This window comes from Hoylesella nanceiensis DSM 19126 = JCM 15639, assembly GCF_000379965.1.
Taxonomy (GTDB): Bacteria; Bacteroidota; Bacteroidia; order Bacteroidales; family Bacteroidaceae; genus Prevotella; species Prevotella nanceiensis.
Map to the genome: position 1 here is coordinate 596,502 of NZ_KB904327.1, position 23,915 is coordinate 620,416.

At 36.6% G+C, this 23,915-nt stretch carries 20 protein-coding genes and 1 tRNA gene; 6 read left to right on the top strand and 15 right to left on the bottom strand.

The genetic code is table 11. The features are described from left to right. Positions 1-123: 123 nt before the first annotated feature. The 7 genes from A3GM_RS0102495 to rpoN form a co-directional block, all read right to left on the bottom strand. The gene (locus A3GM_RS0102495) at positions 124-957 is read right to left on the bottom strand and encodes a GSCFA domain-containing protein (protein ID WP_018361810.1); all 834 of its coding nucleotides are present in this window, start codon (positions 955-957) and stop codon (positions 124-126) included. Between the two features lie 14 nt (positions 958-971). Then, positions 972-2,627, bottom strand: coding sequence for a phosphatase PAP2 family protein (locus A3GM_RS0102500; RefSeq protein ID WP_018361811.1), 1,656 nt, complete (start codon positions 2,625-2,627; stop codon positions 972-974). Between the two features lie 92 nt (positions 2,628-2,719). Further along, positions 2,720-3,709, bottom strand: coding sequence for an aldo/keto reductase (locus A3GM_RS0102505; protein WP_018361812.1), 990 nt, complete (start codon positions 3,707-3,709; stop codon positions 2,720-2,722). 125 nt (positions 3,710-3,834) lie between these two features. Continuing rightward, on the bottom strand, positions 3,835-5,742 hold the full coding sequence (locus A3GM_RS0102510) for a 4-hydroxy-3-methylbut-2-en-1-yl diphosphate synthase (protein ID WP_025829678.1): 1,908 nt from the start codon (positions 5,740-5,742) through the stop codon (positions 3,835-3,837). Between the two features lie 69 nt (positions 5,743-5,811). Continuing rightward, the gene (gene purE / locus A3GM_RS0102515) at positions 5,812-6,318 is read right to left on the bottom strand and encodes a 5-(carboxyamino)imidazole ribonucleotide mutase (RefSeq protein WP_018361814.1); all 507 of its coding nucleotides are present in this window, start codon (positions 6,316-6,318) and stop codon (positions 5,812-5,814) included. A 22-nt stretch (positions 6,319-6,340) separates the two neighbouring features. Next, positions 6,341-6,952, bottom strand: coding sequence for a phosphatase PAP2 family protein (locus tag A3GM_RS0102520; protein ID WP_018361815.1), 612 nt, complete (start codon positions 6,950-6,952; stop codon positions 6,341-6,343). 46 nt (positions 6,953-6,998) lie between these two features. Continuing rightward, complete coding sequence (gene rpoN / locus A3GM_RS0102525; protein WP_018361816.1) at positions 6,999-8,492, bottom strand: RNA polymerase factor sigma-54; 1,494 nt, start codon at positions 8,490-8,492, stop codon at positions 6,999-7,001. Between the two features lie 411 nt (positions 8,493-8,903). Between rpoN and msrB the strand changes: the two genes are divergently transcribed. Together msrB and A3GM_RS0102535 are read left to right on the top strand one after the other, a co-directional pair. Then, on the top strand, positions 8,904-9,998 hold the full coding sequence (gene msrB / locus A3GM_RS0102530; protein WP_018361817.1) for a peptide-methionine (R)-S-oxide reductase MsrB: 1,095 nt from the start codon (positions 8,904-8,906) through the stop codon (positions 9,996-9,998). Positions 9,999-10,116: 118 nt separating this feature from the next. Further along, positions 10,117-10,842 (top strand): nitroreductase family protein, encoded by a 726-nt coding sequence (locus A3GM_RS0102535; RefSeq protein WP_018361818.1) that lies wholly within the window; start codon positions 10,117-10,119, stop codon positions 10,840-10,842. Positions 10,843-11,017: 175 nt separating this feature from the next. Here the strand turns inward: A3GM_RS0102535 and A3GM_RS0102540 are convergent, their stop codons facing one another. Both A3GM_RS0102540 and rpsO read right to left on the bottom strand, forming a co-directional pair. Beyond that, a complete protein-coding gene (locus A3GM_RS0102540; protein ID WP_018361819.1) occupies positions 11,018-13,519 on the bottom strand; it encodes a YfhO family protein in 2,502 nt (833 codons plus the stop codon). Positions 13,520-13,826: 307 nt separating this feature from the next. Next, entirely contained in the window at positions 13,827-14,096 is a 270-nt protein-coding gene (gene rpsO / locus A3GM_RS0102545) for a 30S ribosomal protein S15 (RefSeq protein WP_009228772.1), read from the bottom strand. 149 nt (positions 14,097-14,245) lie between these two features. Between rpsO and typA the strand changes: the two genes are divergently transcribed. Beyond that, a complete protein-coding gene (gene typA, locus A3GM_RS0102550) occupies positions 14,246-16,048 on the top strand; it encodes a translational GTPase TypA (protein WP_025829675.1) in 1,803 nt (600 codons plus the stop codon). Positions 16,049-16,205: 157 nt separating this feature from the next. On the opposite strand, the gene A3GM_RS0102555 is transcribed toward typA, so the two are convergent. The 3 genes from A3GM_RS0102555 to A3GM_RS0102565 form a co-directional block, all read right to left on the bottom strand. Next, positions 16,206-16,646 (bottom strand): DUF1648 domain-containing protein, encoded by a 441-nt coding sequence (locus A3GM_RS0102555; protein ID WP_018361821.1) that lies wholly within the window; start codon positions 16,644-16,646, stop codon positions 16,206-16,208. Positions 16,647-17,280: 634 nt separating this feature from the next. Next, positions 17,281-17,898 carry an OmpH/Skp family outer membrane protein gene (locus A3GM_RS0102560; protein ID WP_025829673.1) on the bottom strand — a complete coding sequence of 206 codons (618 nt, stop codon included), beginning with the start codon at positions 17,896-17,898 and terminating at the stop codon, positions 17,281-17,283. 37 nt (positions 17,899-17,935) lie between these two features. Continuing rightward, complete coding sequence (locus tag A3GM_RS0102565; protein ID WP_018361823.1) at positions 17,936-18,130, bottom strand: hypothetical protein; 195 nt, start codon at positions 18,128-18,130, stop codon at positions 17,936-17,938. Between the two features lie 123 nt (positions 18,131-18,253). Between A3GM_RS0102565 and A3GM_RS0102570 the strand changes: the two genes are divergently transcribed. Continuing rightward, entirely contained in the window at positions 18,254-19,708 is a 1,455-nt protein-coding gene (locus tag A3GM_RS0102570) for an aminoacyl-histidine dipeptidase (protein WP_018361824.1), read from the top strand. Next, positions 19,708-20,097: a hypothetical protein gene (locus tag A3GM_RS0102575; RefSeq protein ID WP_018361825.1), complete on the top strand. Its 390-nt coding sequence runs from the start codon at positions 19,708-19,710 to the stop codon at positions 20,095-20,097. The genes A3GM_RS0102570 and A3GM_RS0102575 overlap by 1 nt, the downstream gene beginning before the upstream one ends. Before the next feature lie 200 nt (positions 20,098-20,297). Here the strand turns inward: A3GM_RS0102575 and A3GM_RS0102580 are convergent. Together A3GM_RS0102580 and spt are read right to left on the bottom strand one after the other, a co-directional pair. Then, a tRNA-Pro gene (locus tag A3GM_RS0102580) sits at positions 20,298-20,370 on the bottom strand. 77 nt (positions 20,371-20,447) lie between these two features. After that, positions 20,448-21,635, bottom strand: a complete 1,188-nt coding sequence (gene spt / locus A3GM_RS0102585; protein ID WP_018361826.1) for a serine palmitoyltransferase — start codon at positions 21,633-21,635, stop codon at positions 20,448-20,450. Between the two features lie 207 nt (positions 21,636-21,842). On the opposite strand from spt, the gene A3GM_RS0102595 reads away from it, so the two are divergent. Beyond that, positions 21,843-22,871, top strand: a complete 1,029-nt coding sequence (locus tag A3GM_RS0102595; protein ID WP_025829672.1) for a diacylglycerol/lipid kinase family protein — start codon at positions 21,843-21,845, stop codon at positions 22,869-22,871. Between the two features lie 45 nt (positions 22,872-22,916). On the opposite strand, the gene A3GM_RS0102600 is transcribed toward A3GM_RS0102595, so the two are convergent. Beyond that, on the bottom strand, positions 22,917-23,636 hold the full coding sequence (locus A3GM_RS0102600; protein WP_018361829.1) for a tRNA1(Val) (adenine(37)-N6)-methyltransferase: 720 nt from the start codon (positions 23,634-23,636) through the stop codon (positions 22,917-22,919). Positions 23,637-23,915 lie beyond the last annotated feature (279 nt).

The following is a 23,915-nucleotide window of genomic DNA, read 5'->3' on the forward strand; positions in this document are numbered from 1 at the left end:
AGTAATTAATAAAAGCATAGTTTTTACCAATCAAAAGCTATGATATTACATCGTAAAAGCATTGCTATTATCGTGTAAAAGCAATGTAATTGGAATATAAGAATAAAAGAATTGTTTTATTGACTACAAGCTTTCGAAATGTTGTAGCTCGTTAGTTACATCAAGTAAGGGGTATTTTCCCGCAATACTATTGAGTTTTTCAATACTTGATTGCTTAAACTTTATAAACTCATTTGATGTTGCATCGAGCACTTTATGCGCCAAAGCTTGTTTAAGGGGACGCCATTCTGCAATAAAATCTGCAGTTGATGGGCTGAAATAGGTATCACTAAATCGTTCCCAAATATAGTCTACTGCCTGCTCTGTGGGGTGCAACATATCTGCAGCATAAAAACGATAATCTCTCAACTCATCATTCACTATCTCGTAAGCAGGGAAATACTCTACTCTATCGGGATAGCGTTCTAAAAGTTGTTGCGATGCAAGTAAGAGGGTTGCTTTCGATAACTGACTGCCATGGAAGCCGTATTTAGCATATCGAATAGGACTAACTGTGACAATAATTTTGATGTCTTTATTGAGTTCTATTAGTCTATCAATAGCCAAACTCAAATAGTTTACACATTCTTCAATGCTCAATTGCTCCTCACGAAACAAATTTTGAGGTTGCTTTCGGCAATTATCTACAATCTCATTGGTTTCTTTTAAGATATAAACTCTATTAGTTCCTAAAGTAAGAATAGCATAATCTGGAACAAAGGAGATACGTTGAATGGTGTGATAAACACTCGCTGGATTATACATTACACCATAAGGATTCACCAAAGTGTTGAACTTTTCGGCAGTAAACTTCTTACCCATATTGTCTGCAAAGCATGAGCCTACAAACAACATACGTGCAAATGGATCGATAGAAAAACTGCTCTTGGGTATATCTACAATTGTTCTAAACTTCATATTACACCTCTTCTTTAAAATAAAAGACACATTCCAAATCCTAAACTAAGCGAATTAAACGATATCTTTCTACTGAAAGAATCTTTTATCTTCATTACACTTCCTTCTGACGAAAGCCCCCATCGGCTCTTAACATCATAAGAGAAAGGTGCTCTTGAATGATCGTAATTAAGTTGAACTCTAAATGCTATTCCTTCTTTATGTGCCCAAATGCACGACAAGCCTGCCCCATATACCCAAGAAGGTTTGGAAGATAAGCTCATAAACTCGGTAGAACTGTACACCGACTCGCCATTTAAAGGTTCTAAATGTTTTAAGATTGTGGTGCGTTCGCCTGCTTTTACGCCTGTTGCTGGACTGCTATTTTGTAGTTGTATCAACTCACTTTTCATTCTATTGGCATTGATATCCAACACAGCATCTACCTTATAATCCATTAAAAAACGTTGTCCTACAAGAAGGTTTGCGCCAAGTCGCAATCTAGAAGACAAAGGATAAGAGAAATATAGACCTGCCTGATAATCGAAAGCACCCATATGTGTAGACTCAACTCCAACGAATTGTGCATTAGATTTCAAGATATTAGCAAGCGATTGATCCTCTGTTACATAATAACGAAAACCATTCGACAGATCAACTGTTGCTGTTACGGGTACCGATATCACACGAAGTTTACCTCCAACACCGATATTTGGATGAAAGAAATAGGCACCTTCGAGATTCACTGACGATCCTGTTCCAAAGTGAAGTTCTAATCCTAATGGATTACTTACGCCTCTACTATCATTTAAAGCGTATGGATTTCCATTTGAATCGTAATGATCATAGATATTGTTAAGGGCAATTTTATTCGGTCCATCATATACTTGTACACCCAAACTCAAGAAAGATGGATGTTTAGAAACATCGTAAATGCCTGTTTGTCTACTACCCCTTTGGATTCCTTTTTGCTTGAGAATAACATCTGAAAGGAAGTAACCTAGGTCGGTAGAGACGATTCCTATGCCCGCACCAACTAAGACATCACTTACCCAATGGCGGTTATTTAGCACTCGACCAACTCCTGTTATGGTTGCTAAAGAATAACCTGCAATACTATAGAGTGGACTTCTTGTCTGCCCATATTCCTTATGTAATATCGTAGCTGCAGCGAAAGCGAAGGCCGTATGGCCTGAAGGAAAACTGTTTTTTGTGCTTCCATCGGGGCGCATCTCACGCACTGAGTATTTCATACTGTTTGTTGCTATCCCCATAAAGGCAAGCGAAAGAGCATTACTTAATGCCAACCCTTTCCACGAACTACGTCCTTCTACACCTGAAGCCTTTAATGCCCATGTTCCAATTAAAGGCATATACTGGGTGTAATTATCGAAAGATTTATGATAACGGGGCGTGAAATAGTGCCTCATACTTCTGAATTGCTCTTTCTGATGCTTAATAAAAAAGCCTGAAGTGATAAAACCTAAGCCTACATAAGAAAAGTGATAATTGAACGCATTGCGGTTAAACGACTTTTGATTGAAGGCCGTATCAACTGCAATTGAATCTTTATACTGAAGCGGAAGAATACTATCTTGCTCAATAACAATACTATCATTGGCTGCAATGTTACCCAAAGTAGCCAAACAAGATAGTAGAATGAATATTCGTTTCTTTATATTTATGAACATAATTCGTTCGTGGTTCTACTCTTTTCCTATGAATACTAAGACTTAAAAGTACTTCTTTCTATTTATTATTTATCTTTTTACCTTTAATAATATTATAGTTCTTCGACAAAAGGAGCAGCATTAACACATTTGATATTCTGCGCTAATTGTTCGACACTACTTGCTCCTATAATAACAGAAGTTACGCCTCTTTGAGCCAACACCCATGCAAGTGCCATCTCAGCAAGCGACTCTTGTCTGTCTGAAGCAAGTGAGTTGAGGTGCTTTAAATAAGCGAGTAGCTCTGGAGTAAGTACCTTTTTTTGCAAGAAAAGGTTCTGTTCCATTCGTGAATGTGCTGGTACTCCATTGAGATACTTATTGGTTAGCAATCCTTGAGCTAAGGGAGAGAATGACACAAAGCCTGCTCCTACTTCCCTACAAAAACTCAATATTCCTTCATTTTGAGGTTTTCTATCCAATAAGTTCAATCTATCTTGAACTGTAAGAACCTTTACATCACGCTCTGCAAGATAATTATAAGCTTTTTTTAGCTGTTCTAATGGCCATCGAGAGATACCAATATACAATGCTTTTCCTTGCTTAACAACATCTACAAGAGCATTAAGTGTTTCTTCAATAGGTGTGTTTGGGTCATAACGGTGACTATAAAAGAGGTCAACATAATCGAGTTTCATTCGAGATAAGCTTTGATCTAAACTCGAAATGATATGCTTTCGACTTCCCCAATTGCCGTAAGGACCTTCCCACATCTCATATCCTGCCTTCGTTGCGATAAACATTTCGTCTCTAAAAGGCTTGAAATCACTTTGAAAAATCTTTCCAAATGTTTGCTCTGCATAGCCTTTTGGAGGTCCATAATTATTGGCTAAGTCAAAGTGAACAATACCATTATCAAAGGCATAACGTAGTATTGAACGGCAGATATCAATGTCATTTGCTTGTCCGAAGTTATGCCATAGACCCAAAGAAACCTTTGGAAGCATTACACCTGAACGTCCACAACGATTGTAAAACAACTCAGATGCCTCATAACGAGTAGCTGAAGGAGTATAATTTTCTAATGAATCGTTTATTATCATGTTCTTGTTCGCTTTATATCCAATTATTATTTACATTGAAAAATGTCTACCCTTATAATAAAGACAACATCTATTTGATCTTAAATTACAATATCAGTGCTTTTCAATTAGAGCACTATTCAGAATTACTTCTGTTCTTCTTTGTCTCTATTTATCAAGGCAAGAAGACGATCTACCGCCTCTTCTTCACTGATATTTCTTTCTACACACTCTTGTTTTCGATACAAAGAGACCTTTCCAGGACCTGCTCCTACATAGCCATAGTCGGCATCTGCCATCTCACCTGGGCCGTTAACGATACATCCCATGATGCCTATTTTGAGGCCTTTCATACCCTCAGTGGCTGCTTTTATGCGTGCAATTGTACTGCGAAGGTCGTAAAGTGTGCGTCCACAACCAGGACAACTGATGTATTCTGTCTTGCTTACACGAAGTCTTGCAGCTTGAAGTATACCGAAAGAGGTATGCTCTACGATTGCATTAGGTAAGCTTCCTGCATTCATTAGCCATATTCCATCAGTCAAACCATCAACCATTAAGGCTCCCATATCAGCTGCTGCTTCAAGAAGAAACTCGCTTTGTTCCTCTGAAGAGTGCATATATAGCTGCGCAAAGATAACTGGATTGGTGACATTATGATTCATTAAGTCGTGAACTAGAGCTCTATGACGACCTAATTGATTATCTTTTCCAGCCATTGAGATTACAACTACCTCTGGATGTGCCTTTAAACAAGCTACATACTCATCGCTATCAGCCCCATATTGCAATACAAGGAACTTTATATCTGATTGAATATGAGAGATAAAAGGAACTGCATTATAGGGAAATATGGGATATAACATCAAGTCAGAGTGTTGCTCTTTCAATTCATTATATACACCATAATCAACGATGTAACGACGTTTTTTATCAATATGCTGTGGTAATTCGCTACCAACATACACGTAATCGGCCTTAGGTGCTTGTGGTTTATCACTAGAAATGATCACCACTTCTTCCTCATCTTTAGGCTCTTCAAACATAGAAGAAGGCTTAGATACTATCACAACTGGAACCTTTTCTCCTCCAATATTACCCACTTGGCAAGTAGAACGACGTGTAGGATGAGTGTAATTGAAATCCTTTGCAGATGTTTCAGGCAATGTAACAGGAGCCACTTTACTTGTAATATAATCACAAAGATGCTTTGCTACGGGTATTTCTTCTTCGGGTTCTTCACTCAAAGACACTCTTATTGTATCGCCAATACCATCAGATAGCAAGGCACCAATACCCACTGCACTCTTTATTCTGCCGTCTTCTCCTTCGCCAGCTTCGGTTACTCCGAGGTGAAGAGGATAGCTCATACCCTCTTTCTCCATTGCTTCTACAAGCAAACGCATAGACCGAACCATGATAACTGTGTTAGAAGACTTTATCGAAATCACCACATCATTAAATGATTCACGTTGACATATACGCAAGAACTCTAAGCAACTTTCTACAATTCCTTCTGGAGTATCTCCGTATCTATTACGTATTCGGTCTGAAAGAGAGCCATGATTCACGCCTATTCTTATTCCAGTTTTATTCTCTTTGCATATATTTAAGAAAGGAATAAAGCGTTCTTCTATTTTTAATAGCTCATGAGCATACTCCTCATCAGTATATTCTAGCTTCTTAAAAGTACGTGCAGGATCTACATAATTACCTGGATTTATACGTACTTTCTGTGTTGTTGTGGCAGCAACATCGGCAACTCTGGGATTAAAATGCACGTCAGCCACTAAAGGAACATCATATCCTTTAGCTTTAAGAGCATCGTTAATGCACTTCATGTTTTCGGCTTCACGAACTCCTTGAGTTGTTAAACGAACCAATTCGCCACCTTTTTGAATAATACGTTCAGCCTGTTCAACACACGCTTGAGTATCATTTGTATCGGTAGTTGTCATCGATTGTACTCTAATTGGATTTTCTCCTCCTATTAAAAGGTTTCCAATTTTAGCAACACTCGATTTTCTTCGCTGATAATTAAATAAATCAATCATATCTAAGCAATGAGTAATCATAAAGGAGAAGAGCAGATTTCACCACCCCACTCCTTTACTTTCATCATTTTAGTTGGTTTTAAATGCGTACTTAATTTCGGCTAATTCTCTATTAGCCTTTTCAATTTTTGAACCTAATCCAGCCTTGTATTCCATCACTTTCTGCTTTACTTCGCTATCAGAAATTGAGATAATTTGAGCTGCAAGGATAGCTGCATTGAGTGAACCATTCACTCCTACAGTTGCAACAGGAATGCCAGGAGGCATTTGAACGATACTCAATAGGGAATCTAATCCATCTAACATTCCTTTAATAGGAACACCAATAACGGGTAAAGATGTTGAAGCTGCAACAACACCAGGTAGAGCTGCGGCCATACCAGCAGCGGCAATGATAACCTCTATACCACGAGATGCAGCGTTTTTAGCAAATGTTTCGACTGCATCGGGAGTGCGATGAGCTGACAAAGCATTTACCTCGAATGGTATTTCCATATCATTTAAAAATTCACAAGCTTTTTCCATAACTTTCAAATCGCTTGTACTTCCCATTATTATGCTAACTTTTGGATTCATATTATTATTGTTTTTAGTTGTTTTATAGAATGATTAAAAATGCTGTAACGAGTCCTATTCCAAATCCAGTTAATACCTGAGACAATGAATGTTGCAACAAAATCATACGGCTTGAGCCCACTATTCCAGCTACAAAGAATACCAAACACACCCAAAGTGTTGGATTAAAGTTGAATAAAAAGGCAAAAGCCATCAGTGCACCAAGCACACCTCCGATGGCAGCAGTATGCGTTGAGACCTTCCACCATACGTTGATTAGAGCACAAATAACCTGAATTAAGAGTGCAGCAATTAGTATTCTACCCACGAAACTTGCTACATTATAACGGCTGAGCAAATAAAAACACGTGAAATAGCATATAATTGAGATGATGTAAGGAAACATTCTTCGGTCTCGAATACCTAATTCTAAAAGCGACCAGCCTTGATATCGCCTATAAAAATGAATGAGCAGAGTTGGAAGAAGTATTGTAAATATATACACAACACCAAGAATCGAAAGTCGATAAGCTAACGACATTTGACTTAAGTAGGTCAAAAAGAATAGTATGAGCATGCCAAAGAGTGGCAAATAGAATGGTGTAAAGACCATACTTACTATTCTTGAAACCAATATAATGTTCTTTTCGTTCATCCTGATATTCTTCTTTTATCTATCAATATTAGATGTTTTTCGATGTTTATGCTTTACGAAGACGAGCAACAGGTATTCCTAATTGTTCACGATATTTAGCTATTGTGCGTCTAGCAATAGGAAAACCACGCTTCGCCATCTCACTTGTTAGCTTGTCGTCGCTCATTGGTTTGCTCTTATCCTCAGCATCTATCAGTTCTTTAAGAGCCACTTTCATTTTGCGAGTAGACATCTCTTCACCATCTTCAGTGGTGTATCCATCGCTAAAGAAGTAACGAAGAGGGAATGTTCCCCACTTTGTTTGGGCATATTTCATATTACTAACTCGTGAAATAGTAGAAATATCGAGCCCCGTTTTCTCTGCAATATCTTTCAAAATCATAGGCTTTAAGTCAGCTTCATCGCCATCTTGAAAGAATTTCAGTTGCCAATCGATAATGGCTTTCATCGTTGTTACAAGCGTATTGTGGCGCTGTTTGATAGCTTCTATAAAGCCTTGCGCTCTTTCTACCTTTTCTTTAGCATACAACAAACCCTCTTTCTGTTGACGAGACATGCCTTGTTTGTTGTTTTTATACTCATGAACCATATCTGAAAACGATTGAGATATCTTCAATTCAGGTATATCTCCCCGATTCAAAGTAAACGAAACGCTATTGTCTTCGGCTGTTTCTACAATAAAATCAGGTGTTATCTGTTGCAAACTTCGGCCTTGCGTCTCACCCAAAGCAGCCCCTGGTTTAGGGTTTAGTTTGTGAAGTTCGTGTTGAAGTACTTCTTTCTGTTCTTCATTTAAACCTAATTGAGCTTTTATTTTATCCCAATGTTTCTTGGTAAATTCATCAAAGTATTTTTCAAGAACAGTGCGCATCAGTTTTTTTAAGGTTCCTTCCGATTTGCGTTCTACCTGCAAAAGCAAACATTCTTGCAACGAACGTGCACCAATGCCAGCAGGATCGAATGTTTGAAGAATTGCCAATACATCTTCAATCTCCTCTACACTGATATCAATACCATTATAAATAGCAAGTTCATCGCTTATTGTATCGAGGCTTTTTCGTAGCAAACCATCATCATCTAAAGAGCCAATGAGATACTCCATCACCTTGTTTTGCTCTTCAGTGAGATTAACTTCGCTCATTTCTTCTTTGAGTTTATCATAAAAAGAAATAGTATCTCCGTAAATCATCTCCTCGTGTTCGGCATTATTCGATTCGTTTTTACCATACACTTGGGGCATTTCATCATCTCCACCGATAGTCTCTAAAGCTCTCTCCAAAGCATCTTCACGCTCTTCTCTCTCACTTTTTTCCTCTTCAGTCAATTCAGAATCACCATCTAAAAGATTGGTATCAGCAGATTGTGGTTCGTCATTCTCACCCATTTCGAGTGCTGGATTGTCATCGAGTTCAGAGTTAATACTTTCTTCTAGCTCAGTTAAAGGCATCTCTAACAGTTTCACTTGCAACATTTGTTGCTGTGAAAGACGCTGAATTTGTATTTGTTTTTGTTCTTGTGTTTGTATGAGTTTCTGAGCCATCTGTCTCTCGTTATGTCTTATTTTGAGATGTTATCCCGTTGAGGATATTATTAGTTTAAATAAAAAGTGACTGCTTTGCAAACCGAATTGCATCACCTTTACACATTGCTTATTTGCAATGATTTGCTACATACATTGCAAAGGTAAATATTTATCACCACAATAACAAAAAAATAGCTATGTTATTACACTCTAAAAGCAATGTTTTTACCAACCAAAAGCATTGATATTGCACTGCAAAAGTTATCCTTTTAGAAATCAATTGAATAAGAGGCATTTAAAGATTATCTATCCTTTAATTGATATTTTCTATTGCTCATGTTTCATTTAAATATTATTTTTGTAATAAGCTATTATGCTTTATGCAATTAGCCACAAACCAATTATAACTTTAAAACAACAAATATTAAAATGAAAACAAATAGATTATTTATCAAAGTATTATTCTTAACTTTGTGTTTATCAACTTTTTGCTTCTCATGTACCAGTAGAAACAAAACAAACAACAATAAAACAATGAACAATAACGCTGAAATATACTTAGCAGGTGGCTGCTTCTGGGGAACAGAACATTATCTTAAACAAATTAATGGGGTGTTAAAAACAGAAGTAGGCTATGCAAATGGCAATATAAAGAACCCCACTTATAAAGACGTTTGCACTGATGCAACGGGCTTTGCAGAGACTGTTCGTGTGGAATATAACCCAGAAGTACTACCTCTTTCACTCCTACTTCAATTGTATTTCGAGAGCATCGACCCTACATCGGTTAATCAACAGGGAAACGATAGAGGTTCTCAATATCGCACAGGGGTGTATTATACCAATAAAGAAGACCTACCTTTGATTAGAGCTGAGCTAACAAAACTAGAAGGACAATACTCTGATTATCTTGCGGTTGAGGTACTCCCACTACGCAATTTCTACACAGCCGAGGAATATCACCAAAACTATCTTGATAAAAACCCTACGGGTTATTGTCACCTTCCCAAAGCTCTTTTCGAGCATGCACGCAAAGCAAACGATTCAACAGCTAAGCCTATGCAATTCAAGAGAGCCACGACTGAGGAATTAAAGAACAAGCTCACTGCTCTACAATATGAGGTTACGCAACACGAAGCCACAGAAAGACCATTCGAAAACGAATATAATAAGGAGTTCAGACCAGGTATTTACGTAGATATAACCACTGGTGAACCTTTGTTTTTAAGTAGCGATAAGTTTGAATCGGGCTGTGGTTGGCCTGCTTTTTCAAAGCCAATTGACAACCACTTACTCAATATTAGCACCGACACTTCACACGGAATGGTTCGTAATGAGGTAAAAAGTAAGAAGGGAAACGCCCATCTTGGACATGTATTTGAAGATGGCCCAACAGAAACAGGCGGTCTTAGATATTGCATCAACAGCGCTTCTTTGCGCTTTATTCCTAAAGAAGAGATGGAAAAAGAGGGCTACGGAGCTTATATTAAACTAATAACTCCACCCAAGCCACATCAACATTAGGATTTAAAGAATATGCTTATTTAAGTAAAGCATAAAGATGCAAACGTCTATGTTTTAATTAATTATAAGACGAATAACATCCTACCAGCCAACAAAAGGATAATAAATATATTTCATTATGTCATTAAGAGAACTATTAGAGTTTCGTCGTGCGGTGAGAAGTTACGACGCTTCGAAAGAGATTAACACAGAGACCGTGAAGCAATGTATAGAGTTAGCCACTCTAGCTCCAACAAGTTCGAACCTTCAATTATGGGAAGCTTATCATGTAATAGATAAAGATTGTTTAAAGAAAATAAGTAAAGCATGTTTCGATCAGTCTGCAACAAGAACTGCAAAACAGGTTGTTGTATTCGTAACAAAGCAGGGTTTACATCGCAATCACGCTCAACAAGTATTAGCTTTTGAACGTGAGAACATTAAAAGAAACAGTCCTTTAGAACGCCAAGAACCACGAATTAAGCGAATGGAGTTATACTATAATAAGGTAATGCCTTTCCTTTATGGTCGCTTTTTCGGTCTATTAGGTCTTTTTAGAAAAGCTCTTGCACAAACAATAGGACTCTTCCGCCCCATCGTTCGCCAAGTTTCAGAAGGCGAAATGAAAGCGGTTGTACATAAGAGTTGCGCTTTAGCGGTGCAAACATTTATGATTGCAATGGCAGAAGCAGGCTATGATACTTGTCCTTTAGAGGGGTTTGATAGCAAACTCATCAAAAAAGCACTTCATCTACCTTATGATTGTCAAATCAATATGGTGATTACATGTGGTATTAGAAATGAGCATGGGGTGCGTGGTGACCGCTGTCGCATTCCATTTGAAGAGGTTTATCATTCTGTATAAAATGATTTGAAGAGGCAAAGCCAATACGACTGCCATTTACTTACGCTAAAACAAGCATAGAATTAAAACAAAAATAAACTTTTATATTTACCGATATATAAAGTAGTTACAAAACAAATCGAGTCGACTTCTATAATGAAAGTCGACTCGATTTATTCTATCTAATACCTAAATATTATTTTGTTATGTTGCTATTCTTTCTCTTTTTATATTCAAGAAAAGCAATAAGAGCAATTAAAATCAATAGAACTGTAAACGAAACAGTCGCTATTGTTTCTGTTGTATGAACGCTTTGAGGATCGAAAGTCAATTCAATAGTATGCTTTCCTTTCTCTACATTCAACGCTCTTAATATGTAATTAACACGTCCTAATTCTGCTTTTTGTCCGTCAATTGTGGCTGTCCAACCTGGATAATATATCTCAGAGAACACCACTACTCCACCTTTTTCAGACGATACATTATACTTTAACTTATTAGGAGCATAGTTTACCAACTCTACTTGCGACACATTTCCTTGAGCATTAGATGCTTTAAGGGTTGTTTCAAACTGCTTATCAGCTACCGCTTCATGGCGTAAATCAATCTTTCCAACCTTATCTATTTCTTCATTTGCATTGTTTACATAAGTAACTTTATCAACAAACCAAGCGTTTCCATAAGTATATGGGTTTAATACAGGAGCTGTTTGGTTGCCTTGAAGGGGAAGAATGAAATACTTAGTATTAAGCATATTCAATATAGGATAAATGCTTCTGCCATCTACTTTGCTCATATCTCCACCCGCAGTCATAATCGCTTGCATCGTTTTTTGCATCTCTGGAGCAATATAATGCTCAATCATTTCTTGATAACGACGCAATTTTGCTGGGTGATATCCACCAATACTCTTATGGAAATAAGATGTTTCATTTTCATTAAAAGTATTTGATGCCAAATTAAGTACACGATAATCGAGCGACTTATCTTGCAGAATAATCTTATCTGTATTGCTCATTTCTGGCTCATTATCTCTCACACTGCGCTCTACGAACATTGCATCATTAAGATATCTCTTATTCACCATCCACATATCCACTAAGCATAAAGCAGCGATGATCACTACCATTACATTTGCTTTTAGTTTGTTATAGCGATAAAGAACAAGTAGTGCGGTTCCAATAACAATGATAAAGACAGTTCTATAGCAGTCTGCTGAGAACATTGCCTCACGCATTTGGGTAAGATTAGCCATCAACGGAGATAGATATTCTGCTGGAATATTCTTCAAAGCCTGCATCTCTGCATCTGAAATGAAGCTACTAAAGAAGAGCGAAGGCGCAAGAGCAAAGAGTAAAGCGACCCCTGCTGTTAAACCAAAGCTGATATATACATACTTCATATTTTGCTTTAAAGCCTCTTTTTCTTCGATAAGTGTCTTTAAAGCCATCACTGCAAGCAATGGAATAGTAAACTCTGCAATAACCAATATCGATGCAACGGTTCGGAATTTTGCATACATCGGAACATAATCGATAAAGAAATCGGTTAAAGGCATGAAGTTTCTACCCCATGAAAGCAATATTGAAAGGATCGTTGCAGCGAGCAATGCCCACTTCATTGGAGTCTTTACAATAAACAATCCCAATATAAATAGCATCAAGACGAACGCTCCTACATACACAGGACCGCTTGTTCCAGGTTGATTTCCCCAGTATTGACCAAGCTGTTCATATACTTGCATAAACTGAGGGTCGGCCTTTTTCATTGCAATTTCGTTACTTGCTAAAGGCACCGAAGCTCCTCCTTTGGCATTAGGAATAAGCAATGTCCATGTTTCTCCTATTCCATAACTCCATTGAGTGATATAATCTCTCTCTAAACCACTATTGGTTTGATTGGCAGAATTCTTCTTTACAAGCTCGCTTTTACCACGCATACTCTCCTTACCATACTCCCATGTGTGGTAAAGGTTACTGCTATTGATCAATATACCCAACGCTGCTCCAGCCACACAAACGCCTGTTGCCTTGGCAAAATGGGCAAATTTCTTTTGCTTTATCGCCTCAACGAGGTAGGCAATAACCATAAAGAACACCACGAATAAATAATAATAGGTCATTTGAACGTGGTTAGCTTTCACCTCAAATGCAGTGAAAAGCGCAGTAACTAATAGTCCCCAAAGGTATTTTCCACGATAAGCAAGTACTACACCCGCTATCATTGGAGGCAAATAAGCAAGCGCCCACACTTTCCAGATGTGTCCAGCGGCAATAATAATAAAGAAATAAGAGGAGAATGCCCATATAATGGAACCTAAAGCGGCTAGCTCTTTACGGAAATTAAAGGCACGAAGAAGGATATAAAAGCCCAACAAATAAGCAAAAACATACCACACATTATCAGGAAGTCCTAAGTGATACACTTGCATTATCTTTGATAATACGTCGGTACTCTTATAAGATGGGGCCGTTTGATATGTTGGCATACCACTAAATGCTGAGTTACTCCAACGGGTATGCTCACCTGTTTGCTCATAATAGGTTTGTAACTCATGTCCAAGTCCACGTCCTGCCGATGCATCATGTTGGTATAATATTCTACCATCGATATCTGCTGGAACAAAATAAGCGAACGAGATAGCTGCAAAAAGGGCAACTACCACCACATCAATCCAATACTTTTTTAAGAGATTCATTATTATAAGATTATTATTTTGTCTACAAAAATACAAAAAACATTTGATTTTTATCATCTTATTTAGATAATATTCTCTCTACAAAAGGATAAGAAATTTGAATTAAATAAATTGTTTATTAAATGCAATTAGACTGCAATTACATTATAAAAGAATCGCTATTACAACCTAATTACATACCTATTACATAGCAATAAGTATGTTTTTACTCTCAACAAGAATGGAAAGATACAAAAGAAAGAGACTTTCTCTGCCCCAAAAGGAAGCTAGAAAAAGTCTCTTTAATGCGTTTAAGCAATACGAACGATTATCGACGAAGACCTAAAGCCTTGATAATTGCACGATAACGCTCGATGTCTCTGTCATAAAGATAGTCAAGTAAAGCACGACGCTTACCAACTAACTTTGTCAAAGAACGTGCAGTTGTATAATCTTTACGGTTCTTTTTAAGGTGTTCCGTCAAGTGGGAAATACGGTATGAGAACAATGCTATCTGGCTTTCTGCTGATCCAGTATCAGTGTTAGACTTTCCGTATTGTCCAAAGATTTCTTGTTTTTTTGCTTGATCTAAATACATAGAACTTTTAAATTATTAATTTGTTATTTTGCAAAATGCGACTGCAAAGGTAATGATAATTATTTAGAATCAAGCAAATAAAAGTGTTTTTTTTATCCATTATGGATTAAAATAACTACCTTTGCAGCGAATTTTATATGGTAAAAGCAATGCAGGATATAAGAAATATTGCAATTATTGCACACGTAGACCATGGTAAGACAACTCTTGTTGATAAGATGATGCTTGCCGGAAAGCTATTTAGAGAGGGACAAGACAACAGTGATCAAGTTTTAGATGCTAACGATTTGGAGCGTGAAAGAGGTATTACTATTCTTTCAAAGAACGTTTCTATCAATTGGAAAGGCACTAAAATCAATATTATAGATACTCCAGGACACTCGGATTTCGGTGGAGAAGTGGAGCGAGTACTGAATATGGCAGATGGTTGTATTCTACTTGTTGATGCTTTTGAAGGCCCAATGCCACAAACAAGATTCGTACTTCAAAAGGCACTAGAAATTGGATTGAAACCTATTGTAGTTGTAAATAAGGTAGATAAACCAAACTGTAGACCTGAAGAAGTTTACGAAATGGTTTTCGATTTGATGTTTTCTCTTAACGCAACCGAAGACCAATTAGATTTTCCAGTTGTGTATGGAAGTGCAAAGAATGGTTGGATGGCTGCCGATTGGAAGCAACCTTCAGACAACATAGATTACCTTCTTGATGAAATTGTTAAGCATATTCCTGCTCCAAAGCAACTTGAAGGAACTCCCCAAATGCTCATTACATCTTTAGATTATTCTAATTATACAGGAAGAATCGCCGTTGGACGTGTTCATCGTGGTACTTTAAAAGATGGAATGAATGTAACTATCTGCCACAGAGATGGTTCTAAGGAAAAAACTAAGATCAAAGAGCTTAGAACTTTTGAAGGAATGGGACACGCTAAGACTGAAGAAGTGAGCTCAGGAGACATCTGTGCGGTAGTAGGTCTTGATAAATTTGAAATTGGAGACACTATTGCTGACTTCGAAAACCCTGAACCTCTTCCACCATTAGCTATCGATGAGCCTACCATGAGTATGCTCTTTACAATTAACGATAGTCCTTTCTTTGGTAAAGAAGGTAAGTTTGTTACAAGTAGACACATTAATGAACGTCTTCAAAAAGAGCTTGAAAAGAACCTTGCTCTACGAGTTCGTCCATTTGAAGACAGCACAGATAGCTGGATTGTTAGTGGACGTGGTGTGCTTCACCTATCGGTTTTAATTGAAACCATGCGTCGTGAAGGATACGAACTACAAGTTGGTCAGCCTCAAGTTATCTACAAAGAGATTAACGGAGTGAAACATGAACCAATCGAAGAGCTAACAATCAATGTTCCTGAAGAGTTCGCAAGTAAGATGATTGACATGGTTACTCGCCGTAAAGGTGAGATGACTTCGATGGAAAGTCAAGGCGACCGTGTGAATATTGAGTTCAATATATCTTCAAGAGGTATTATTGGTTTGCGTACAAACGTGCTTACAGCAAGTCAGGGAGAAGCTATTATGGCTCACCGTTTCAAAGAATATCAACCTTTTAAAGGTGAAATTACTCGCCGAGTTAATGGCTCTATGATTGTTATGGAAACAGGAACCGCCTTTGCTTACTCACTAGATAAGCTTCAAGATCGTGGTAAGTTCTTTATCGATCCAGGTGAAGATGTTTACTACGGACAAGTAGTTGGTGAGCATGTTCACGATAATGACTTGGTTATCAACGTAACTAAAGCAAAGCAGTTAACTAACGTTCGTGCTTCTGGTAGTGATGATAAGGCTCGTGTTATTCCTAAGACTGTAATGAGTTTAGAGGAATGTTTGGAATATATCAAGGCAGACGAATATGTTGAAGTTACTCCTTTAAACATGAGAATGCGTAAGATTATTCTTGATCACAACGACAGAAAACGAGCAAACAAAGACTAAAGTTGAGTCTTACACATATACAAAGAGAGAACCTTTCTATATGCCCACGGCAATGGAAAGGTTCTCTTCATTTATAAAGGTCTCATTATTTTACAAAAACATACAATCTACATTATCTTGACATAAATACCGCTTCATGTCCTTTAATAAACATATCCTATCTTTGAGAGTGACTTAACTTATGCTTGGTGTATACAGAATATATTGCAACTCCAATAATTGGCAAGCATATTAAGAAGACATACATTGGAACATAGCCTGCGATTGCAATCGTTAGATATAGCAATAAAGTAGTAACCAGCAACTGAACGATGCTGTAATAACGGCAAAGCAATTCTGTATTATGCTCATTTTGTACTATTCGAGCTCTCGTATTCATTTTATATGGGTTCTTACTATAAGAATATAGCATAAGAAAAATCAACAGAGAAATAAGAGGTAACAGCAAAATGAGATATTTAGGGCCATAATCATCTGCCTGACCTGTGATATTCCAATGCAAAATAATCTGGTCTTCACCTACAAATAATCTTACAACAGCAACTATGATAGTTAGAACTACCCATGCTAAAGACACTTTATTGATACTTAGTTTCATAATACTGAATATTTAGATGTAATAATTTTCTTAATTGATAGAGGTTTCTTCTATAGTATTTAAGTTTTGTAATGACAAATATATTTATATAAATTCAATTGAACAAGTAAATATAAATATTTTATATCGACACATACAAAATATTAAATGTAACCAAAATATGAATAATCAGTTAGCAAATTAGGAATCATTCTTCACACAAGAAGATGGTATTAAGCCCAATCTTTCACAACATAAACAAGACCGAAAGCACTTTACTTATAATTAATACCTCACTATTTTCCGTTAATTATTCTGTTTACAATCTTTCTTTAGGGCATAACTGTAGAATAGTCTATATTTGATTCTTTTATACAAGCATTGAGTTGATACATTAAAAGCAATGTGATTGAATTGCAAAAGAACTGTTATTGCATAGCAAAATCACTGCATTTATTATAAAACACCAACGCTCTTACATTACACAAGAAACGAGAAAAAGCCTCAAACCTCTCACTATCTACATTCTAGCTTAAAAGAAAATACACCCCTCTCCCATTCCTACTTTAAGAGATTTTCATTTTAACACAAACAAAACCGACTGCCCTTAAAATGTAAAGGGCAGTCGGTTGACAATCTTTCTATATTAAAGAGCTTATTTTTTATCTTCTTTTTTCATTGCAGCAGAAGGCTTATAAGCTTTATTCAAACCAGCAATTACGTCTTTTGTAATGTTGTATGATTCGTTAGCATATAAGATATTATCGCCTGCTTTGCTCAAAATAAGCGCATATTTCTTATCTTTATTATACTCTGCAAGGAAGTGTTGAATACTATCTCTTAAAGCTTTGTTATACTTTTCTGTTTCAACTTGGAACTCATTGCTTAAACGTTGGTTCAAAACTTGCAAGTCGTTTTGTTGCTTTTGCAAACCAGCTCCAATAGATTGAGCCTGCTCTTGAGTGTAAGCATTTTGTTGAACCTTTTGTTGGAAGTTAGCAGCTGCAGCTTGAAGTTGACGTTGCTTAGCCTCTAAAGTATTCTGAATATTCTGTCCTTTCTTTTGAAGAATCAACGAATAGTCTTTACAAAAGGTGTAATTTGTCATAATACTATCCACTTCTACATAAGCAATCTTCATACCTTCTGCAGGTGTTGCTTTCTCTGTTTGTGGAGTTTGAGGTTCTTGTGTTTTTGATTTATCACACGAAGACATTGACAATGTTATAGCAGAAGCCAACAATGTAACACCAAAAAGCATTTTCTTTTTCATACTATTATGTATTTAATTTATCTTGTTATACTTTCGATTAATAAGCTTTGCCTTGTTTTCTGGCAGCTTTATCTTGATCCATCACACAATGAATGCCCTTCTCTCTCAATGCTTCACTATCGTGAATATGTTGAGAAGAGAAGCTTCCGTCCTTCTTAAATATAAGTTTTACGCTCAATAAAGCTATTGCAATAGCAATTATTAACACGCTTATAATTAAAGTTTCTACCATTTTTTGTATATTTGCAGTATACCTATTATATTTTATATTCTATGTGATTTATCATTTAGAATGGTGCAAAGATAATAGAAAACACGTAAACAACAAAAAGAAATAAATAAAAAGAACAAAACAATGGATAAAACAAACTTAACTCCTGCTCGTGTTTTTGAGCAGTTTGCAAAGATTAATGAAATTCCTCGTCCATCAAAACACGAAGAGAAGATTATTGCTTACCTAAAAGAATTTGGTGAAAGCCGTGGTTTAGAAACACTAGTTGACGAATGCGGAAACGTACTTATTAGAAAACCAGGAACAAAGGGTCACGAGAATAGAAAGACAGTTGTACTTCAAAGTCACACCGACATGGTTTGCGATAAACTTGTTGATGTGGAGTTTGACTTTATGAATGACCCTATTCAAACATATATCGACGGTGAATGGCTCACTGCAAAAGGAACTACATTAGGTGCTGACGACGGTATTGGAGTGGCTATTGAGCTTGCAATTCTTGATAGTGACGATATCGAACATGGTCCTATTGAATGTCTATTTACAAAGGACGAAGAAACTGGTTTAACTGGTGCTGAGAACCTTCAACCTGGCTTCTTAAAGGGAGATATGCTTATTAACCTTGACTCTGAAGATGAAGGTCAAATCTTTGTATCATGCGCTGGTGGTGTAACTAGCTATGCAAAATTTGAGTTTAATCGTGAAGAAGCTCCACAAGGTTGGGCGTTTATTAAAGCATCTGTGAAAGGTTTAACAGGTGGTCACTCTGGAGATGACATCAACAAGAAGCGTGCTAATGCTATAAAATTGCTTTCTCGTTACTTATATACTATCAATCAAGAATATGGTTTGCGTCTTGCTAGCTTCCAATCAGGTAAAATGCACAACGCTATTCCAAGAGATGGACAAATTATATTCGCTGTTAAAGCTGAAGATAAAGAAGCTGTTAAAACAGCATGGAATAAGTTCTTCGAAGATGTTAAGGAGGAATTCCACGTTACAGATACTAACATTGTAAATAACATTGAAGACACTACTGCTACACCTGTTATTGAAAAGGCTGTTGCAGACAAGATTATCTTGGCTCTACAAGCTGTAGATAATGGTATATATACAATGTGTCAAGATGAAGCTCTTGAATGGTTGGTTGAAACTTCAAGTAATATTGCAAGTGTTGCAACTGACGAAAAGGAAATGAACATCGTGGCTAGCCAACGTTCTAACGTTTCAAGTAACCTTAAAAACATGGCTAACACTGTTAGAGCTACATTCCAACTAGCTGGCGCAACCGTAACAGGTGGTGACGGATATCCTGCTTGGAAGATGAATCCAAATAGCCTTTTAACTAAGATTGCTGTAGATTCTTATAAGAAACTATTTAACAAAGAACCTAAGGTACTTGGTATTCACGCTGGACTTGAATGTGGATTATTCTCTGAAAAGTATCCAAATCTAGACATGGTTTCATTCGGTCCTACTCTAAGATATGTTCACACACCAGAAGAACGCTTGTTAATTCCAACTGTTCAGATGGTTTGGGATCACCTATTAGACATTCTAAAAAATATTCCTGAATAATGAAGAAAATATCAATTAAGGATATATTAAAAGGGGTAGTTGCAGTAATTGCTGCTGCTACCCTTTCTTCTTGTGGCGAAAAGACACAAAGTGAGAAGGTGATTAAGGATTTTATTGAAACCTATTCAATACATAAAGATTATAGCAATATCAATTTTTCTAAGATCGACTCAACTTTCTATCTAAAGCAAAAGGATATTGCAAAAATGCTAGAAAACAAAGCTATTAAGCAGGTATATAACAGCAACTACAAATTCCCTACATATAAAGATGGTGACAAACTTATCTTTATTAAGGTGGACTATGTTGCTGCTGATGGTAAGAAACACACCCAAACATTCTATCTTGATAAAGATATAAAGACGGTTGTTGCTGTCAAAGAGAATTAAGCCTTTATTGTTTTGAATTCTTAAATAGTTGTATATAATATACAACAAAAGCAAATATAAGAAACAAGCATTCACTCTAAGGAATAAAAAAAAAGCATATAAGATAAAAATAAGTATTTATAATCAAAGTAAAAATCTTACTTATAAGATACGAAAAGAAAAAGAGAAACAACTAAAAAAATTGTTTCTCTTTCCTATTGTCGGGATGACAGGACTCGAACCTGCGACCACCTGGTCCCAAACCAGGTACACTACCAACTGTGCTACATCCCGCTTTGCAGAAGTGTTCCCTTATTTTTGCGTTGCAAAGGTAATACTTTTTTTTTACTCCTGCAAATATTTTTCAAAAATTATTTTATTATTCCTTGTTCAACAAAGATTTTTTTCAAGATTTGAACTCCACGCTCTACTTGTTCTTCTGTATGTGTAGCCATAAGCGCTAAACGAACAAGTGTATCTTGAGGAGCACATGCTGGTGGAATAACAGGATTAATAAATACTCCATTATCAAATGCAAGTTTTGTTACAATAAATGTCTTATCGATATCTCTTACATATAAAGGAATAATAGGACTCTCTGTATCTCCAATCTCAAAACCTTCTTCTCTAAAACGTTTCAATGCGTAATTAGTAATTTTCCAAAGGTTTGTCATTCTTTCTGGCTCAGCTTGTAGAATATGTAATGCCTCTAAAGCGGCAGCTGTTGCAGCAGGAGTATTAGATGCACTGAATATATATGAGCGACAATTATGACGCAAGAAGTTTATTGTATCTTTATCTCCAGCGATGAAACCACCAATAGATGCTAAGCTTTTTGAGAAAGTTCCCATAATAAGGTCAACCTCATCAAGGAGTCCAAAATGATCACATACACCACGACCGCATTCTCCGAATACACCAAGTGAATGTGCTTCGTCAACCATTACCGAGCAATTGTATTTCTTCTTTAGACGTATAATTTCAGGAAGATTAGCTAAATCGCCTTCCATAGAGAATACTCCATCAACTACAATAAGCTTAACTGCTTCGTGAGGAAGCTTTTGCAAGATACGCTCAAGGTCTTCCATATCGTTGTGTTTGTAGCGAAGTTGAGTTGCAAAAGACAATCTTCTTCCATCTACAATACTTGCATGATCTCTATCATCACAAATGATATAGTCGCCACGTTGTGCAACAACAGCTAATACACCTTGATTTACTGAGAAACCAGTAGAGAAACATAATGCATCGTCTTTGTGTTCAAAGGCAGCTAATTCTTTTTCTAATTGAACATGAAGGTCAAGTGTTCCATTCAAGAAACGACTTCCAGCACATCCAGAACCATATTTATCTAAAGCTGCTTTTGCTGCATCTATAACACGTTGATCACCAGTTAAACCTGTATAACAATTAGAACCGAACATAAGTACCTTATGTCCTTCCATCTCAACTTCTTCGCCTTGTTTGCTAGTTATAGCTCGAAAATAAGGATAAACGCCTGCTTCTATAAATTTTTGAGGCTCTCTATATGCCTTATATCTGTCTTGTAATTGTCCCATTTTAATAGGTCTATAAACTTTTATTTATTTTTTCAGTGTGCAAAGATACAAAAAAGATAGTATAAAAAGAGATTTTATTAAGAAATAATGCATAAATGCAATTTTTAGAGAGAACAAAATATACATTCCATTCGTTTTTATTATCTTTGCCAAAAAGATGAATATACATTCTTTTTACACTCAAATTCTTTCACTAATAGAACTAAAATGAAGAAGAAAATAGTGTTCATTATGAACCCAATATCGGGTACAAGTGACAAAAAAGATATACCTTATTTAATAGAGGAGCTGTTAGATAAGGAGCAATTCGACTATTCTATTCGAGAAACAGAATACGCTGGACATGCTTATGAGATTGCAAAAGAATTTAAAGAACAAGGAATTGACATTGTAGTTGCTGTTGGTGGAGATGGAACAGTGAATGAAGTTGGTAGAGCACTTGTGCACTCTAACACTGCTTTAGGTATCATTCCCACTGGTTCGGGCAATGGACTTGCACGCCATCTGCTTATCCCCATGAAGATAAAAGGAGCTATCCAGGTTCTTAACGACTGTGAGATAACCGACCTCGACTATGGAATTATCAATGAACATCCTTTCTTTTGTACTTGCGGAGTGGGCTTTGACGCTTTTATTAGCGAGAAATTTGCAGAAGCAGGCAAGCGAGGTCCAATTACATACTTAGAGAATATCCTTAAAGAAGGTTTGAAATATGAACCTGAAACCTATGAGATTGAGGCAGAAAATGGCACTATTAAAAAGAAAGCTTTCCTTATTTCGTGCGCCAATGCATCACAATATGGCAACAATGCCTATATTGCTCCACAAGCATCGATGAGTGATGGCATGATAGACGTCATTATTATGGAACCTTTCGACGCCCTCGAAGCTTCACAGATAAGTATCGAAATGTTCAACAAAACACTCGATAAAAACAATAAGATAAAGACTTTCAGAAGCAAAGAGATTAAGATTTACCGAAAAGCACCAGGCGTAATTCATTACGATGGTGACCCGATTGATACAGGAAAGGAAATTGTTGTAACAGTAAAAGAAAAGGGAATAAAAATACTTACCAACCCAAAAGCCGACAGAAGCTTACGACAACCCAATCAAATTCAAAATGCAGCGGCTGAATTATTCTCCGAATTAACTCAGATAAGAGAAGATGTTACCAAGCAAACTCGCAACATCAAAGCGATTGGAAAGAAGATTCAACGCAAACTAAACATCTAACTTACGCTCAATATTTTTATTATCCCAATACAAGATAAAAGCCTTCTACCACAAATAGAAGGCTTTTGTTATTTCATCATACCAAAGAGATGGCTTTCCTTCAGCATCTTTCAACACTTGTTCCTCGTATTTTTCCTCTTCACAAGTTCCTTTTACTAAGCACAACAGATGCCTTTTTGCAATTTTATTCTCCACAGTTTTAATTGCAACATGATGCATCAGCAACAAACCACAGATATAACTCTCGCTTAAAAAGTCGTTCAACACTTCTGAAGGAATAATGCAACTAAAGGTACCTTGTTCTCGAAGTAGAAAAGAAACCCAGCGCAACAACTCAGCAAACGATAGCGTATCAGTATGCCGAGCCATCGTTCTACTATCGCCTTTACTTTTTAAGGAGTTCACAAAGAAGGGAGGATTGCTCACTATAGCATCAAAAGAGCCTTCTAACTCTGTTTTATTTGCTTTGCAATAGTCTTGTAACGATGCGTGCACAACAGCAACTCTATCACTAAAAACACTTTCTTCAACATTGCTAACAGCTTGCTTATAGGCTCCTTCATCAATATCTAAAGCCACGATTTGTGCCAAAGGACATCGTTGAGCCATCATCAATGCAATCAGTCCGCTACCTGTTCCAACATCAAGAATACGTTCACCGCCTCTTGCCCACGCACCAAGTAACACACCATCTGTACCCACTTTCATGGCACAACCAGATTGTTCTATCTTAAATTGCTTAAATGTAAATACACTATTTGCCATTTCCTATTGTTTCTTTATCCTTCACAAAGTAGACACAACGCCCCTTTCCGTCTTCTTGTTTAACGTATTTTTCTTTTAAATATTACACATTCTGAGGGTGAACTCCAAAAGTTTTCAATTCGATATAAACAAACAACGGAACACAAAGTTAATCTTTCATAAATAAAAGAGAGGAGAATTTATAATACATACCAATATTTTGAAGGAGAGAAGAAAGACGTGCAAGTATTGTATTTTATAAGTAGAAATTTTCAATTAAAATGAGCAACTCTTCTAATA

What these genes read in the sequence shown, in the direction of transcription:
- A3GM_RS0102495 (WP_018361810.1), bottom strand. Translation starts at nt 957, where the DNA reads ATGAAGTTTAGAACAATTGTAGATATACCCAAGAGCAGTTTTTCTATC.
- A3GM_RS0102500 (WP_018361811.1), bottom strand. Translation starts at nt 2,627, where the DNA reads ATGTTCATAAATATAAAGAAACGAATATTCATTCTACTATCTTGTTTG.
- A3GM_RS0102505 (WP_018361812.1), bottom strand. Translation starts at nt 3,709, where the DNA reads ATGATAATAAACGATTCATTAGAAAATTATACTCCTTCAGCTACTCGT.
- A3GM_RS0102510 (WP_025829678.1), bottom strand. Translation starts at nt 5,742, where the DNA reads ATGATTGATTTATTTAATTATCAGCGAAGAAAATCGAGTGTTGCTAAA.
- purE (WP_018361814.1), bottom strand. Translation starts at nt 6,318, where the DNA reads ATGAATCCAAAAGTTAGCATAATAATGGGAAGTACAAGCGATTTGAAA.
- A3GM_RS0102520 (WP_018361815.1), bottom strand. Translation starts at nt 6,952, where the DNA reads ATGAACGAAAAGAACATTATATTGGTTTCAAGAATAGTAAGTATGGTC.
- rpoN (WP_018361816.1), bottom strand. Translation starts at nt 8,492, where the DNA reads ATGGCTCAGAAACTCATACAAACACAAGAACAAAAACAAATACAAATT.
- msrB (WP_018361817.1), top strand. Translation starts at nt 8,904, where the DNA reads ATGAAAACAAATAGATTATTTATCAAAGTATTATTCTTAACTTTGTGT.
- A3GM_RS0102535 (WP_018361818.1), top strand. Translation starts at nt 10,117, where the DNA reads ATGTCATTAAGAGAACTATTAGAGTTTCGTCGTGCGGTGAGAAGTTAC.
- A3GM_RS0102540 (WP_018361819.1), bottom strand. Translation starts at nt 13,519, where the DNA reads ATGAATCTCTTAAAAAAGTATTGGATTGATGTGGTGGTAGTTGCCCTT.
- rpsO (WP_009228772.1), bottom strand. Translation starts at nt 14,096, where the DNA reads ATGTATTTAGATCAAGCAAAAAAACAAGAAATCTTTGGACAATACGGA.
- typA (WP_025829675.1), top strand. Translation starts at nt 14,246, where the DNA reads ATGCAGGATATAAGAAATATTGCAATTATTGCACACGTAGACCATGGT.
- A3GM_RS0102555 (WP_018361821.1), bottom strand. Translation starts at nt 16,646, where the DNA reads ATGAAACTAAGTATCAATAAAGTGTCTTTAGCATGGGTAGTTCTAACT.
- A3GM_RS0102560 (WP_025829673.1), bottom strand. Translation starts at nt 17,898, where the DNA reads ATGAAAAAGAAAATGCTTTTTGGTGTTACATTGTTGGCTTCTGCTATA.
- A3GM_RS0102565 (WP_018361823.1), bottom strand. Translation starts at nt 18,130, where the DNA reads ATGGTAGAAACTTTAATTATAAGCGTGTTAATAATTGCTATTGCAATA.
- A3GM_RS0102570 (WP_018361824.1), top strand. Translation starts at nt 18,254, where the DNA reads ATGGATAAAACAAACTTAACTCCTGCTCGTGTTTTTGAGCAGTTTGCA.
- A3GM_RS0102575 (WP_018361825.1), top strand. Translation starts at nt 19,708, where the DNA reads ATGAAGAAAATATCAATTAAGGATATATTAAAAGGGGTAGTTGCAGTA.
- spt (WP_018361826.1), bottom strand. Translation starts at nt 21,635, where the DNA reads ATGGGACAATTACAAGACAGATATAAGGCATATAGAGAGCCTCAAAAA.
- A3GM_RS0102595 (WP_025829672.1), top strand. Translation starts at nt 21,843, where the DNA reads ATGAAGAAGAAAATAGTGTTCATTATGAACCCAATATCGGGTACAAGT.
- A3GM_RS0102600 (WP_018361829.1), bottom strand. Translation starts at nt 23,636, where the DNA reads ATGGCAAATAGTGTATTTACATTTAAGCAATTTAAGATAGAACAATCT.